The sequence below is a fragment of the uncultured Polaribacter sp. genome (assembly GCF_947503875.1).
Classification (GTDB): Bacteria; Bacteroidota; Bacteroidia; order Flavobacteriales; family Flavobacteriaceae; genus Polaribacter.
Window position 1 is genome coordinate 12,763 of record NZ_CANNFH010000003.1, and the last position, 15,638, is coordinate 28,400.

Below are 15,638 nucleotides of genomic sequence, written 5' to 3' on the forward strand. Positions count from 1 at the left end.
TATTAGTTTTTTATTTTATAATTTTTTTTACTGAATCTTCGTACACATACAAGTTAGCTACAGCCTCTTCTCCTTTTTTGAGATTTGTAGATAATAGTTTTAAACCTTTGCTTACTTGTGCATATATTTTTTTAGCTTGGTATTTCTCGTATTCTTGCTTGCCAATAAACACGCTTATTAAAAGCAATATAGATGCCGCTACAGAAAACCATTTCAAACTATTCTTGCTAGATTTTTTAGGTTTTAAACTAATGGTCTGTGTAAACGTATCTTGCTTTGCATTCACAAAATATTGAAACAGATACTCATATTCTTGCAAATGTGGTGGCACATTACCTCCTGTAAAATAGTTTTTTAAGGTTGTTTCTTCTTGCAAAGATGTTTCTGCTTTCAGGTATTTTTTTATTAATATTTCTATGTTAGCTAACTCCATAGTTGTGTTTTTTTATTAAGGCTTCTCTAATGGTTTTTCTCGCTCTAGATAAAGCCACTCTTATTGCTGTGGGTTTCATATCTAACATTTTACTAATCTCATCAAATTCATATTGTTCAACATCTCTTAATTGAATTATCATTTTTTGTTGTGCTGGCAAATTTTCTATGAGTTGATGCACTTGATGTACACTGTCTTTAAATTCTAGTTTTTTATCTAAAGCGGTTTCATTTTCTTTATAATTGCTGTGTATTAAGGTTAAATTATTGGCTTGTTTAGATTTTAACCGATCATAACAATAATTTTTAGTCATTGTCATAGCAAAAGCTTCTACATTTTTATATCCTGCAATTTTGTCTCTGTTTTTCCATAACTTAAAAATTAACTCTTGTGTGGCGTCTTCTGCCTCTTCTCTAGACACTAAAAGCCTTTTTGATAACCTAAAAACCTTATCTTTAAATGGTAAAACAATGTTTAAAAAGTCTGATGCCTTCATGCTTTAGTTTATCGCTTGTCTTTATAATTCCTAGTTTTAATAGGTTTTTACTAGTTCACATAATTATGACGAGGCAGTCTATAATTTGTTACAATGGAAGTTAAAAATAATACTATTTCTCTTTATCTTGCGTTAGTTTTTATAAATAACTTTTACAATAAACCTCAATGAAACATAAAGTTAGTCTAGCATTTTTATTCATAATTGTATTATTTTTTAGCAAATGTGCTAATGTAGAACCTTTGCCAGAAAATTTAGTAATTAAAAATTTTATTTGGAAAGGTTTAAACGCATATTATTTGCATCAAGAAGAGGTAACAGATTTAGCGGATAGACGTTTTAATTCAGACGAGGAATTGAACGCTTATTTAAGTAACTTTTCAGATTTTAATACTTTATTTAATAGTCTTTTAATAAGTACTGATGTAACATCTAACTTAGTAGAAAATTATACAGATTTAATAGTTGAAGAGCCTAGAGCTGGCTTTGTAAACGGTATGGAATTTGGCATTATAAACCAACCAGGAAGCGCTCAGAACGTTTTGGGTTATGTTACACATATTTTACCCAATTCTAATGCATCTTCAAAAAATATAGTTAGAGGCGAATTTTTTAATGCAGTTAATGGAACTACATTAACCAGAGATAATTTTGAAAATTTACTAGTTACAACAAACAACCCTATAACCATAGACATTATAAATTTTGATGGAAATGTGTTTTCTAATGTTACCAAAACAGTAACACTAGAAAAAGAAAATTACAATTACCCAACAAGTTTGTTAAACAAGGTTATTGTTGATGGAGCAGATAATATTGGTTATCTAATTTATAATAATTCATTTTCTAACAGGTCAATAAAAGAATTAAATAATACGTTTTTAAGCTTTAAAAACCAATCTGTTAATAAATTAATTTTAGATTTAAGATATAGTATTTCTGGTAGTGAGTTTGATAAAAACATGATAAATCTTGCCACTTTAATTACAGGTCAATTTACAGATGAAATACTCATAAAAAAAGAATGGAATGCAAAAGCACAAACCTACTTTTTAGAAAATGAACCAGAGGCAATAGAAGCAAGATTTCCAAACCAAATAGATGAAAATACAAACTTTAACAGTTTAAATGTTAATGATGTTTATATTATTTTAAATAATGAGAACTTTACGGGAACTGCTTCTATAGAATTATTAATAAACAGCTTAAAACCATACATTAACGTTACACTTATTGGTAATAATACGGCTGGTAATACTATTGGAAGTATTACTTTATATGATTCTGAAGATTATAATTTTGCAAATAGAAATTTTACACACACGGTTGCATTACAACCAAAAGTGTTAAGTTTTACAAATAAAAACGACGAAACTTATGAAAATGGATTTATACCAAGCATTACCATTTGTAATAATGAAGATGTTTTAAATCTTGGAGTTTTAGGAGAGCAATCTGAGCCTATTTTAAAGAGTGTTTTAAATTTTATTGCTACTGGAAGTGCTACTACAAATAGTAACTGTAATCCTAACAATTTTCAATTTATTTACAATTCTATAGATAATCAGCGTCAAATAGATAATGGTGTATTTATAGACCAAAATTTACCTAATACCAATTAAAATTATGAAAAAATACACTTTAATTGCCCTAATAGCTTTCTTATTTATAGCTTTTGCTTGTAATGATGAAGAACCTACAACAACGTCTTTAGAAGATGAACTTGGAGAAATTACAACAGCAGATGAAGTTAATGATTTTATATGGAAAGGCTTAAACTTGTATTATTTATGGCAAGCAGATGTGCCTGATTTAGCAGACAATAGATTTAATAATCTAAATGAATTATTTACTTTTTTCAGAGAGTCTAATTCACCAGAAAGCACCTTTAGTAGTTTGTTATTTCAAGAGGGTACTACAGATCGTTTTTCTTGGATTGTAGACGATTATATTACTTTAGAAAACTCGTTTCAAGGCATAAATTTAACTACAGGTATGGAAATTGGTTTGAGAAGATATGCAGATAACCCTACTAATGTTTATGCTTACGTACGTTATGTAATACCTAATTCTAGTGCAGCAACAGCAGGCTTACAAAGAGGCATGCTTATAAATAGAGTAAATGACACACAACTTACAGATACAAATTTTAGAAATTTACTTTTTGGAGCAAATAACTCGTTAACTATAGGTTTAGGAGATTTTAATGAAGGCAATCCAATAGACAATTCAACTACTTTTGACTTAACAAAAACAGAGCTTCAAGAAAACCCTATTGCTGTAGCAAAGGTTATAGAAAGTGGCAATAGTAAAGTTGGTTATTTACTGTATAATCAGTTTGCAAGTTCTTTTGATCAGCAATTAAATACTGCATTTGGTATGTTTAAAGCAGAAAGTGTAAAGGATTTAATTGTAGATTTAAGATACAACCCTGGAGGTTCTACAAGAAGTGCAACGCGTTTAGGAAGTATGATTACTGGTCAATTTCCTAATCAAGTATACGCCAAACAAGTTTGGAATGAAAAAGTTAGAAATGCCATTGATGAAGACCAATTTGTAGATAATTTCCCTACAAGAATTGTAAGCAATAATGTAGATGAAGCCATAAATAGTTTAAATCTGCCGCGTGTTTATTTTATAGTTTCTGGTAGTTCTGCATCTGCCTCTGAATTGGTTATAAATGCTTTAGATGCTTATATAGATGTACAAGTAGTTGGCACAAAAACTGTTGGTAAGCAAGTTGGGTCTATAACTTTATACGATTCTGATAATTTATTTAGAAGTGGCGATAATTTAAACCCAGATCACAGATATGCAATGCAGCCTTTGGTTTTTGAAATTCAAAATAAAGATGGTATTAATTATATAAATGGTATTATTCCTGGTAATGCTGCTGGTGCTAATTTTAGTGGTATTAATTTAGCAGAAAACCCAGGCAATTTAGGTGTTCTAGGAGAAACATCAGATCCTTTATTACAAAGAACCTTAACCTTAATTACTACAGGCGCTAAAGGAAATTTTAAATCTGAAAATATAAATATTACAGAAGAAATTTACGATTCTAAACTGGCAACGCCTGCCGGAAATAATATGTATACAGAATTAAAAAATTAAAAGCATTACAATTATTAAAAAGCTTTCTATATTTTGCAATATAGAAAGCTTTTTTATTTACATCTACTAATTATTAATATTTAAGTTTACAGCATCCTCAGCACAATCTTCAATTTCTTTATCTGTTAAAACATCTGGTCTAAATTCGCTCATTTTATCTTTGTCTTTAGATTGCGCATAGTCAAAACCAGATTGCCACCATTTTCTCATTAAATGTTTATCAAAAACCAAAGAGTTGGTTGTTAAAACTGTAGGGGTGTAATATAAGTTTAGTTTTACATTTTTATTGGCAGCCGCCAATTTACCAATAGTTATATTATGCCTTTCTACATGCACTAGCATAAAATCAAAAACATCAAATAATAAAGAAAACGGATTTTTGGCATGCAATCTATTTATTTGCGAAACTTCGGTTTCTAAAATAATCGCATCAATTTCTGTTGCGCCTCTTAAAATTGCTTCTCTAATTGGCACTAAAGACCCAAAACCACCATCTGCATATTGGCAATGGTTTTTTTCTAATAAACTCATAAAAGGCACATAATTGCAAGATCCCCAAATCCAATCACAAAAGTCTTCATAAGAACAGTCGTTTATAGACTTGTACTCTATTTGATTTGCTGTTAGGTTAGAAACGGTTACCACAACTTCTTTATTTGCCTCTTTAATAGTTTGGTACATTTCTTTGGTAACGTTTCTTTTAATTAAAGACCGTAAGTTTTTACTTTCACCAAAGGTTTTTCTCCCGTTTAAAAAATTCCAAAACGTATTTAAATGATTAATACTAATTACTTTTTCTCCTGCAACCTTTTTTATTTTAAATGGGTTGTTACTAAAAATAGTTTCTTGATTTACGTTGGTGTATAACTTTTTTAACTCATCTAGCATGCCCATTGCCAAATGAGAAACCATTAAACTACCTGTAGATGTTCCAAGAAATAAATCGTATTCTTTTCCTTCATTTTTCATTAAGTATTGTGCAACTCCACCTGCAAATGCTCCTTTACTTCCTCCGCCAGAAATTACCAATGCTTTTTTCATTATCTATGTTACTTTATGTATTTTAGTCGTATAAAAATATTAAAAATGAAAAGAATAATTACAATTATTTTTGTTTTCCTTTTTTTTGTTTCTTGTAAGCAAGAATATCAACCAAGAAACATAGATAAAATCATTATTAAATCATATCAAATGGATGGTTCTAGCATTAGAGCCATTCAGGTTTTAGATAAAAACAACATTGTTTATGCAACTTCAAACGGCATAATTGGTTATTTTTCTGATGATAAAAAATCAAAACGTATTTATTACCCTGTTTACCAAGACTCTATAGTACCAAATTTTAGAAGCATTGCTGTAAACAACAATGCCATATTTGCACTTTCTATTGAAAACCCAGCATTGTTATATAAGGTTTTGGATGGAAAAACAAGTTTAGTTTATGAAGAAGCACACGAAAAAGTTTTTTATGATGCACTCACTTTTTTTGATGATAACAAACATGGTATTGCAGTTGGAGATCCAACAGAGAATTGTGCATCTATTATTTTAACAAAAGATGGCGGAGAAACTTGGCAGAAAATTCCGTGTGATAATTTACCAACAATAGCAAAAGATGAAGCCTTTTTTGCTGCAAGTAACACCAATATTAAAACCATTGGAAGTACAGTTTGGATTGCCTCTGGAGGCGCAAAAGCAAGAATTTTAAAGTCTAATGATTATGGAGAAACTTGGCAAATTTTTAATACACCAGTTATTCAAGGAAATGGGCCACAAGGAATTTATTCAATAGATTTTGCTGATAAAAATAACGGAATTATTATTGGCGGAGATTACTCCAAACCACTTGAAAACAAAGCAAATAAAGCAATAACTAAAGATAGTGGTAAAACTTGGCAGTTAGTTGCAAATCTACAATTACCTAATTATAAAAGTTGTGTACAATATGTACCCAATACACAAGGTAAAGAGATTTTTGCTGTTGGTAAAACAGGTGTTTCTTTTTCTAATGATGGTGGTAATACTTGGCAAAATGTGTCTAAAAAAAGTTATTATGCCATACAATTTGCAGACAAAAATACAGCTTGGTTAAGTGGTAACGAAAAAATAGGAAAATTTGAATTTTAATAAATTAGTATACACGCTCTTAACGCTATTTATCTTATTTACAAGTTGTAAACAGGCACCAAATTTAACAGCAGAATGTAATTGCAAAACAGCATATTTATCAAACTTAGAAACGGTAAATGATGTAAGCAATAATTTTACAGCAAATTTACCAAAAAACTGGAAAACAAATTTGTATACAGATGCCCTGCAATCCTCTATATATTTGGCAGATACAACCAAACAATTAACCAATTCTATTTTATTAGATATTAGTGCCTTAAAAAACGGAATTGTAATTAACGACATTTTTAAATTAAAAATAGAACAAGAAAATTTAGCTGAGAAATTAATTAAAACTGAAGCTAAAGAAATCGTTTTTTTAGGAAAACCTAGTTATTACTCTATTTCTATAGGAATTAAAAACAATTTTGCATATCAGGTTTTTGAATTATTTGTACCTATAAATAACAGTAAATCTTTTGTGGCTAAAGCCGAAATTTACGGAGACACCAACAAAAAGGAGAGATTATGCAAAGCAATTACGCTATTAGATAAAATAAAACTCACACAAAATAATGATTGATAAACAGCACATTACAAATCGTTTTATAAAGTATGTAACTGTAGACACAGAATCCAATCCAAACAACCCAGATTTTCCAAGTTCAGAGAATCAGTGGGATTTGGCAAAAATATTGGTAGAAGATTTAAAAGCTATTGGATTACAAGAAGTTGAGCTAGATGAAAATTGCTACATTATGGCAACTTTGCCAAGTAATATCAATTATAAAGTACCTACTATAGGTTTTATTTCTCATATAGATACAAGTCCAGATTTTACAGGTAAAAACGTAAAACCACAAATTGTAAAAAATTATAACGGTAAAGATATTGTTCTTAACCAAGATGAAAATATCATACTATCTCCAGATTATTTTGACGATTTACTTCAATATAAAGGGCAGACTTTAATTACTACAAATGGAACAACGCTTTTAGGTGCAGATGATAAAGCAGGCATTACAGAAATTGTAACTGCTATGGAATATTTAGTTGCACACCCAGAAATTAAACATGGTAAAATTAGAATTTGCTTTACACCAGATGAAGAAGTTGGTAAAGGTGCGCATTTATTTGATGTAGAAAAATTTGGTGCAGATTGGGCTTACACTATGGATGGTAGTCAAATTGGCGAATTAGAATACGAAAATTTTAACGCAGGAAGTGCAAAAATTACAATAAATGGTAAAATTGTTCATCCTGGCTATGCCAAAGGAAAAATGATAAACTCAATATTACTAGCAAATGAATTTATAAATGCTTTACCAGAAAATGAAGTACCAGAAAAAACGACTGGTTATGAAGGTTTTTATCACTTACATGATAGTTTAGGTACTGTAGAAAAAACAGTTTTAGAATTTATTATAAGAGATCATGATTTAGAGGCATTTCAGCAAAGAAAGTTAGTTTTACAAAACATTGCTAAAAAGATAAACGAGCGTTTAGAAAAAAAAATAATTACTGTAGAAATTAAAGACCAATATTTTAACATGAAAGAGAAAATTTTGCCAGTAATGCATATTGTAGATTTGGTAGAAGAAGCCATGTTAGCAATAAATATTTCGCCTATAATAAAACCTATTCGTGGAGGCACAGATGGTTCACAACTTTCATACAAAGGTCTACCCTGTCCAAATATATTTGCTGGTGGCCACAATTTTCATGGCAGGTTTGAATATGTTCCAGTAGAATCCATGCAAAAAGCTACTGAGCTCATAGTCAAAATAGCAGAAAAAGCTACTGAAAAATATGCATAAAAAAAGTCTCCAGTAAAACTGGAGACAATGTCATAGCTTATGCTATAAGTAAATTATTGATAATAGAGCCCCTAATCTCTATTACGCAAACATTACTGGCGCAAATTTAGTTAAAAATTATTAAAATATATAAATTAAATGCTAAATTTAATAGAATTAATAGTTTTTACCTCTAATATCTTTATAATAACTATAAAACAAGTTAAAATCTTTATGAATATCATCGGTTGTATAATAAGGTTTAGATATTTTAACCTTTTTATTTTCAAAATCTAATGTAGCCATAACAATTGGTACATTCGCTTCTTTTGCAATGTAATAAAATCCTGTTTTCCATTTCTCTACCTTTTTTCTTGTCCCCTCAGGAGAGATTCCTAAGCGGAATTCCTCTTTAGCATTGAAAACATTTACCACAGCATCTACCATATTGTTACTTTTAGTCCTGTCTACAGGAGTTCCTCCTAATGCTTTAAAAAAATACCCAAAAGGCCATTTAAAGAGTGAATTTTTACCAATAAAATTAACCATTTTTCCCTCACTCATTCTCGTTAAAATTGCAATAGGAAAATCTAACCAACTTGTGTGTGGCGCAGCAATTACCACATATTTCTTAGGAGTATCAGGAAAACCATTTTCTACCTTCCAACCTAAAATTTTGTATAATATAAATGTTGCAAATACTTTCAAATATGTTTTTTTTTAAGATTGTTTACAAAAAACTATTTTAAAGGTTTTTTGTTGTTTTTTAAAGTTTTAAATTTAAGGACTTAAAACTAAAAAATGACAGAAATTATCATATACTTATTAATAGCAATAGTTTTTGCGTTAATTGGTTTATTTATAGGGAATTTAAGATCGAAACTTAATTTTGAAAAAGATAAAACCGCTGTAGAAAAAGAAAAATCTACATTAGAAGAACGTGTTGTATTGTTACAGCAGTCTAAAGATATTTCAGAAAATAATTATATAGAATTGCAAAAAGAGTTAAAAACAATTCAGCAAGAAAAAGAAAACCTAATTACGGCAAATACAAGACAAGATGCTGAGATTAGTAACTTAAATATAAAATTATCTGAAAATAAAGGTGAAGTTGAAAAATTAAATGAAAAATTCGCCAAAGAATTTGAAAACTTAGCCAATAAAATTTTAGATGAAAAATCTAATAAGTTTACAGAACAAAATAAAGAGAATATTAAAAATATTTTAAGTCCGCTTCAAGAAAAAATAAAGGGTTTTGAAGATAAAGTAGAAAAAACGCACAAAGAAAGTATAGATTATCATGCTGCTTTGCGTCAGCAAATTGTTGGTTTAAAAGAAATGAACTTGCAAATGAGTAAAGAGACCATAAACTTAACCAAAGCCTTAAAAGGCGATAATAAAATGCAAGGTAATTGGGGCGAATTGGTTCTAGAGCGAGTTCTAGAAAAATCTGGTTTAGAAAAAGATAGAGAGTATTTTGTACAGCAAAGTTTTACTAATGATGATGGCAAACGTGTAATGCCAGATGTTGTAATTCATTTACCAGATAACAAAAAAATGATTGTAGATTCTAAAGTTTCTTTAGTAGCTTATGAGCAATTTATTAATGAGGAAGATGAAACATTAAAAGAGCAACATCTAAAAAAGCATGTGCTATCTTTAAAAACACATGTTGAGCAGTTAAGTGAAAAAAAATATGAAGATATTTACAGGATAGAATCACCAGATTTTGTCTTGCTTTTTGTACCTATTGAACCTGCTTTTGCAGTGGCTTTAAATGCCGATAATCATTTGTATAATAAAGCTTTTGAGAAAAATATTGTAATTGTAACACCTTCTACTCTTTTAGCTACATTACGTACCATAGATTCTATGTGGAATAATGAAAAACAACAAAGAAATGCTTTAGAAATTGCAAGACAAGCAGGTGCTTTGTATGACAAATTTCAAGGTCTTTTAGGTGATTTAATAAATATTGGCAAACGCATAGACGATAGTAAAAAAGAGTATTCTGGTGCTATGAATAAATTAGTTGAAGGAAGAGGAAACATTATAACAAGCATAGAAAAATTAAAGAAAATGGGTGCAAAAGCTAAAAAATCTTTACCCGAAAAAATTATAGAACGCGCGAGTTCTTAAGACCGTAGTTATTAGCTTTTATTGTTTTAAAATTCCTGTTAACTAAAATTTTAGCACTGTTTACTAATGGTAACTTTTACAGATAATACTTTAATTATATTTTTGATAAAAAACAAAATGAGAATTTACCTGTTACTTTTTACGTTACTGTTTATGTTTAGTTGCGCTAGTAGAAATATGAAATACACTAGAGCAAAAGTTTTAAAAAAAACATATGCAGGTTATCAGGTATTTCTAAATAATAAGGAAGTTCCTTTTTTTCCTTTTCTCTTTTTAGATAAGGACAATATTAAAAATACACGAATAAACAAACGAGACAAAAGCCTAAAAATTGAACAACTAAAAGAATTTAAACTGCTAAACTTTAAAGATTTAAATTTAGATAGTTTTGCTATCGTACCAGAAAAATGGAAAGCTATTGATATAATAATGATAGGTGATTTTTTAATACATGGCACTGCTAAAGAAAATATAAAAATTGAACCAAGTGCAATTAAAAGTGTAAAATATATTCCGCATAACAAAATACATACGTTAAATTTATGTGGTCATTATCATGGAAACGTATTAGAAATAGAAATTAAATAAAAAGTTATTGCGTTATTATATTTTACTAAATTAACAATAGCACAAATAAAAAGCATCAAGAATTTAATCTTGATGCTTTTTAGCTTTTATAATATCCTTATACTCGAAAGAGAAAGTATAGTAAAATATGTAATACGCAAGAGTGCGCTAATTATAAGAAGGCATTGCCTTCTTACATTACGAATAATCTTCTTGAACTCATCATAACTGCAACGCGTTCACCAATTTCATGCAACGCTTCATCATTATCTGCATTCTGAATCGCTTCATCTATAAAGTCAACCACAGCTTTCATATCTTCTACTTTTAAACCTCTCGTGGTAATTGCTGGCGTACCAACACGTATTCCTGAGGTTACAAAAGGAGATTTATCATCAAAAGGTACCATATTTTTATTTACAGTAATATCTGCTTTACCTAAAGCAATTTCTGCGTCTTTACCAGAAATATTTTTATTACGTAAATCAATTAACATACAGTGATTGTCTGTACCACCAGAAATTAATTTATAACCTTTAGCTACAAATTCTTTTGCCATTGCAGCTGCATTTTCTTTCACTTGAATTTGATATTCTAAAAACTCATCAGTTAAAGCCTCACCAAAAGCAACTGCTTTTGCTGCAATAACGTGCTCTAAAGGTCCTCCTTGGTTTCCTGGGAAAACAGCAGAATTTAGTAACATAGACATTTTTTTAGGCTTTCCACTTTTTAAAGTTAAACCAAAAGGATTATCAAAATCTTTTCCCATCATTATTAAACCACCTCTTGGTCCACGTAACGTTTTGTGTGTTGTAGTAGTAACAATATGGCAATGAGGTAAAGGATCATTTAAAATTCCTTTTGCAATCATACCAGAAGGATGAGAAATATCTGCCATTAAAATAGCACCTACAGAATCTGCAATTACTCTAAAACGCTCAAAATCGATATCTCTAGAATATGCAGAAGCACCAGCAATAATTAATTTTGGTTGCTCTTTAGTTGCAGTTTCCTGAATTTTATCGTAATTTAAAACACCTGTTTCCTCTTCTACTCCATAAAACACAGGATTGTATAATTTTCCTGAAAAGTTAACTGGAGAACCATGTGTTAAATGCCCACCATGAGAAAGGTCGAAACCTAAAATTTTATCTCCAGGGTTTAAACAAGCAAAAAATACAGCTGTATTTGCCTGAGAACCAGAATGTGGCTGAACGTTTACATACTCTGCTCCAAACAATTCTTTAGCTCTATCAATTGCAATTTGCTCTACAATATCTACAATTTCACAACCTCCATAATAACGTTTTCCAGGATAACCTTCTGCGTACTTATTCGTTAAAATAGATCCTTGCGCTTGCATTACTTGGTCGCTCACAAAGTTTTCTGAAGCAATAAGCTCCAAACCGTTTAATTGTCTTTCTTTCTCTTCCTGTATCAGGTCAAAAATTTGATTATCTAATTGCATTTGTGTTGTTTTATATCAAAGATCAAAAATAAGAAAAAACCAACTTTTAATATGATGTTTTATTAGTATTTATTAAAACTTATTAAGATTGATTAGTAATAAAATGAAGAATGTTAAAAATACGTTATTGCTATATTTTCAATCTTAAAATGATAAAAAAAATACATAGATTTGAGAAAAATAACTTGATAAATGATTATAACAGCAAACAACCCAAACAGAAAATCTTGGTTAAACGTAAAAGAAAATTCAGATTTTCCGATACAAAACATACCTTTTGGTGTTTTTATTACAAGAGACGATATTATTACCATTGGTAGTAGAATTGGCGATTTTGCTATTGATTTAGGCGCATTTCATCAATTAGGCTATTTTGAAGGAATTCCTTTGACGGATGATATCTTTTTACAAGATAATTTAAATGATTTTATTGCAGATGGTAGAAAAACATGGCGCCTAGTAAGAAACAGAATTGCCGAAGTTTTTGATGTAACCAATGGCAGTTTAAGAGATAATGCTGAGCATAAAGATAAAATTATCTTTAGAATGGAAGAAGTAGAAATGCTTTTGCCTGTTGCTGTTGGAGACTATACAGATTTTTACGCAAGTAAAGAACATGCTACAAACGTAGGTTCTTTATTTAGAGATCCAGAAAATGCTTTGCTCCCAAATTGGTTGCACATTCCTATTGGTTATCATGGTAGAAGTTCTTCTATTGTCCCTTCAGGCACAAAAATTAGAAGACCTTATGGTCAAACAAAACCCACTGAAGGAAGTAACGTGCCAAATTTTGGGCCTTCAAAGTTGATAGATTTTGAGTTAGAAATGGCTTTTATAACTACAGATGCTAATGTTTTAGGTGAAAGAATTCCTATTGAAGAAGCAGAAGAATATATTTTTGGTTTGGTGCAATTTAACGATTGGTCTGCAAGAGATATTCAAGCTTGGGAATATGTACCTTTAGGTCCTTTCTTGGGAAAAAGTTTTGCATCTACAATATCTCCTTGGATTGTTACTTTAGATGCTTTAGAGCCTTTTAGAACAGAAAACCCAAAACAAATACATGAGCCACTACCCTATTTAAAGCAAACAGGTAAAGGAAGTTATGATATTAAACTACAAGTAGGAATTCAGCCAGAAAATGGAGAAGAAACTGTAGTTGCCAATTCTAATTTTAAATATATGTATTGGACAATGGCACAACAATTGGCACACCATACTGTAAATGGTTGTCCTGTTGAAAGTGGAGATATGATGGGATCTGGAACCATTTCTGGACCAACCAAAGATAGTTTTGGCTCTATGTTAGAATTAACTTGGAAAGGTCAAAAACCGATCACTTTAAAAGATGAAACAACACGTAAATTTATAAATGATAATGATACTGTTATTATGCGCGCACACTGTGAAAACGATAAAGTAAGAATTGGCTTTGGAGAATGTATAGGTAAAATATTACCTGCTAACGAGTTTTAAAAAGTAAACTATTCTATTTTTAAATCTCAATTACTAAAACTTTTAGATTTTGAGGTTTTTTCCATTTAAAAATCTATTTCTAGTAAAAAAGTATTAAAAGCACATAAAAAAAACTCAAGAATTAAAATTCTTGAGTTTTTATAATTTATAAAAAATATTTTCCACAAAGTGGAAATTATAGTTATGCCTTAAAATTAATTTTACGCATACGTAAGCTTTCTGGAGTAACTTCTAAATACTCGTCTGCTTTAATATATTCCATATTTTCTTCTAAAGAGAAATCAACTTTTGGAGCAATTTTCATAGCATCATCTGTACCAGATTTACGCATGTTTGTTAATTGCTTTCCTTTAATTAAATTCACAGCCATATCATCAGATTTACTGTTTTCTCCAATTACTTGTCCAACATATATTTCTTGATTAATGTCTATAAAGAAAACACCTCTATCTTGTAAACGGTTTAATGCATAAGCAGTTGCTTTACCAGCTGCAGAAGAAACAATTGCTCCTTTTACTTCTTCAGTAAAATCTCCTTTATAAGGACCATATTCACTAAATCTGTGGTTAATAATTGCTGTACCACCTGTTGCTGTTAAAATTTTATTTCTTAAACCAATTAAACCTCTAGATGGTATAGAAAATTCTAAATGTTGTAAATCTCCTTTTGGTTCCATTACTAACATATCTCCTTTTCTTAAAGAAACTAAATTAATAGCTTTAGAAGCCATTTCTTCTGGCACATCAATAGACAATGTTTCCATTGGCTCGTGTTTTTTACCATCTATTTCTTTAATAATTACTTGTGGTCTTCCCACCTGTAACTCATACCCTTCTCTACGCATTGTTTCAATTAAAACAGATAAGTGTAAAACTCCACGTCCAAAAACATTAAATTTATCCTCACTATCTGTTGTTTCTACTTTTAATGCAAGATTCTTTTCTAATTCTTTAAATAACCTGTCTCTTAGGTGTCTAGAAGTTACAAATTTACCTTCTTTACCAAAGAAAGGAGAATTGTTAATGGTAAACAACATACTCATTGTAGGTTGGTCAATCTCTGTTCTTGGTAATGCTTCTGGGTTTTCTAAATCTGCAATGGTATCTCCAATCTCAAAACCATCAAGACCAGTGATAGCACAAATATCTCCACAAGGAACTTTATCTACTTGGGCTTTACCCATTCCTTCAAAAACGTGTAATTCTTTAATTCTTACTTTTTTAATAGAACCATCTGCCTTACATAAACTGTAATCTTTACCTACTTCTAAATCTCCTCTAAATACACGTCCAATAGCAATTCTTCCCGTAAATTTAGAAAAATCTAAAGAAGTAATTTGCATTTGTGGTGTTCCTTCATTGTATTTTGTTGCAGGTATAGATTCTAACACTGCATCTAATAAAGGTACAATATCTTCAGTTTCGTTTTTCCAATCTGTAGACATCCAATTGTTCTTTGCAGAACCATAAATGGTAGTAAAGTCTAATTGTTCTTCAGTTGCTTCTAAAGCAAACATTAAATCAAAAACTTTTTCGTGAACGATATCTGGAGTACAGTTTTCTTTATCTACTTTGTTTACCACTACAATTGGAGTTAATCCTAGCTCTAGTGCTTTACCTAGTACAAAACGCGTTTGTGGCATAGGACCTTCAAAAGCATCAACTAATAATAAAACACCATCTGCCATTTTTAATACTCTTTCTACTTCTCCACCAAAATCGGCGTGACCAGGAGTATCAATTACATTAATTTTTGTGTCTTTATATCTTACAGAAACGTTTTTAGAAAGAATTGTAATTCCTCTTTCACGCTCTAAGTCGTTATTATCTAACAATAAATCTGTACGTTCTTTACGCTCGTCTAAGATTTTTGCTTGATCTATAATTTTATCTACTAAAGTTGTTTTACCATGATCTACATGGGCAATAATTGCAATATTTCTGATTTCTTGCATTGGTAATTTCTTAAATTTCGTGCAAAAGTAGTCTTTTTAGATGAAACATTAGATGCTTTTTTTAAAAGTTTAACTGCCTAAAAATT

Annotated in this window: 14 protein-coding genes; 8 read left to right on the top strand and 6 right to left on the bottom strand. The window is 30.0% G+C overall.

The window, feature by feature from the left end; genetic code table 11:
* Positions 1-10 precede the first annotated feature (10 nt).
* Together Q0684_RS05050 and Q0684_RS05055 are read right to left on the bottom strand one after the other, a co-directional pair.
* Entirely contained in the window at positions 11-433 is a 423-nt protein-coding gene (locus tag Q0684_RS05050) for a hypothetical protein (RefSeq protein WP_299013393.1), read from the bottom strand.
* Positions 420-929: an RNA polymerase sigma factor gene (locus Q0684_RS05055; protein ID WP_299013395.1), complete on the bottom strand. Its 510-nt coding sequence runs from the start codon at positions 927-929 to the stop codon at positions 420-422. The genes Q0684_RS05050 and Q0684_RS05055 overlap by 14 nt, the downstream gene beginning before the upstream one ends.
* Before the next feature lie 167 nt (positions 930-1,096).
* On the opposite strand from Q0684_RS05055, the gene Q0684_RS05060 reads away from it, so the two are divergent.
* Positions 1,097-2,551 carry a S41 family peptidase gene (locus Q0684_RS05060; RefSeq protein ID WP_299013398.1) on the top strand — a complete coding sequence of 485 codons (1,455 nt, stop codon included), beginning with the start codon at positions 1,097-1,099 and terminating at the stop codon, positions 2,549-2,551.
* A 4-nt stretch (positions 2,552-2,555) separates the two neighbouring features.
* Complete coding sequence (locus Q0684_RS05065; protein ID WP_299013401.1) at positions 2,556-4,043, top strand: S41 family peptidase; 1,488 nt, start codon at positions 2,556-2,558, stop codon at positions 4,041-4,043.
* A gap of 66 nt (positions 4,044-4,109) precedes the next feature.
* Here Q0684_RS05065 and Q0684_RS05070 read toward each other — a convergent pair whose 3' ends face one another.
* On the bottom strand, positions 4,110-5,084 hold the full coding sequence (locus Q0684_RS05070) for a patatin-like phospholipase family protein (protein ID WP_299013406.1): 975 nt from the start codon (positions 5,082-5,084) through the stop codon (positions 4,110-4,112).
* 45 nt (positions 5,085-5,129) lie between these two features.
* Between Q0684_RS05070 and Q0684_RS05075 the strand changes: the two genes are divergently transcribed.
* Genes Q0684_RS05075 through pepT form a run of 3 tightly spaced genes read left to right on the top strand, consistent with a single transcriptional unit; the run spans position 5,130 to position 7,969 of the window.
* Entirely contained in the window at positions 5,130-6,170 is a 1,041-nt protein-coding gene (locus Q0684_RS05075) for an oxidoreductase (RefSeq protein ID WP_299013409.1), read from the top strand.
* Complete coding sequence (locus Q0684_RS05080; RefSeq protein WP_299013412.1) at positions 6,160-6,735, top strand: hypothetical protein; 576 nt, start codon at positions 6,160-6,162, stop codon at positions 6,733-6,735. The genes Q0684_RS05075 and Q0684_RS05080 overlap by 11 nt, the downstream gene beginning before the upstream one ends.
* Positions 6,728-7,969, top strand: coding sequence for a peptidase T (gene pepT, locus Q0684_RS05085; protein ID WP_299013414.1), 1,242 nt, complete (start codon positions 6,728-6,730; stop codon positions 7,967-7,969). Before Q0684_RS05080 ends, pepT begins: the two co-directional genes overlap by 8 nt.
* A 156-nt stretch (positions 7,970-8,125) precedes the next feature.
* On the opposite strand, the gene Q0684_RS05090 is transcribed toward pepT, so the two are convergent.
* Positions 8,126-8,656: a 1-acyl-sn-glycerol-3-phosphate acyltransferase gene (locus Q0684_RS05090; RefSeq protein WP_299013416.1), complete on the bottom strand. Its 531-nt coding sequence runs from the start codon at positions 8,654-8,656 to the stop codon at positions 8,126-8,128.
* A gap of 93 nt (positions 8,657-8,749) precedes the next feature.
* On the opposite strand from Q0684_RS05090, the gene rmuC reads away from it, so the two are divergent.
* The gene (gene rmuC / locus Q0684_RS05095) at positions 8,750-10,087 is read left to right on the top strand and encodes a DNA recombination protein RmuC (protein ID WP_299013418.1); all 1,338 of its coding nucleotides are present in this window, start codon (positions 8,750-8,752) and stop codon (positions 10,085-10,087) included.
* 177 nt (positions 10,088-10,264) lie between these two features.
* Complete coding sequence (locus Q0684_RS05100; RefSeq protein ID WP_299013420.1) at positions 10,265-10,675, top strand: hypothetical protein; 411 nt, start codon at positions 10,265-10,267, stop codon at positions 10,673-10,675.
* 172 nt (positions 10,676-10,847) lie between these two features.
* On the opposite strand, the gene glyA is transcribed toward Q0684_RS05100, so the two are convergent.
* On the bottom strand, positions 10,848-12,122 hold the full coding sequence (glyA, locus tag Q0684_RS05105; RefSeq protein ID WP_299013422.1) for a serine hydroxymethyltransferase: 1,275 nt from the start codon (positions 12,120-12,122) through the stop codon (positions 10,848-10,850).
* A 192-nt stretch (positions 12,123-12,314) separates the two neighbouring features.
* On the opposite strand from glyA, the gene fahA reads away from it, so the two are divergent.
* On the top strand, positions 12,315-13,598 hold the full coding sequence (gene fahA, locus Q0684_RS05110; RefSeq protein ID WP_299013429.1) for a fumarylacetoacetase: 1,284 nt from the start codon (positions 12,315-12,317) through the stop codon (positions 13,596-13,598).
* 181 nt (positions 13,599-13,779) lie between these two features.
* On the opposite strand, the gene typA is transcribed toward fahA, so the two are convergent.
* Positions 13,780-15,552, bottom strand: coding sequence for a translational GTPase TypA (gene typA, locus Q0684_RS05115; RefSeq protein WP_299013441.1), 1,773 nt, complete (start codon positions 15,550-15,552; stop codon positions 13,780-13,782).
* Between the last annotated feature and the right edge of the window lie 86 nt (positions 15,553-15,638).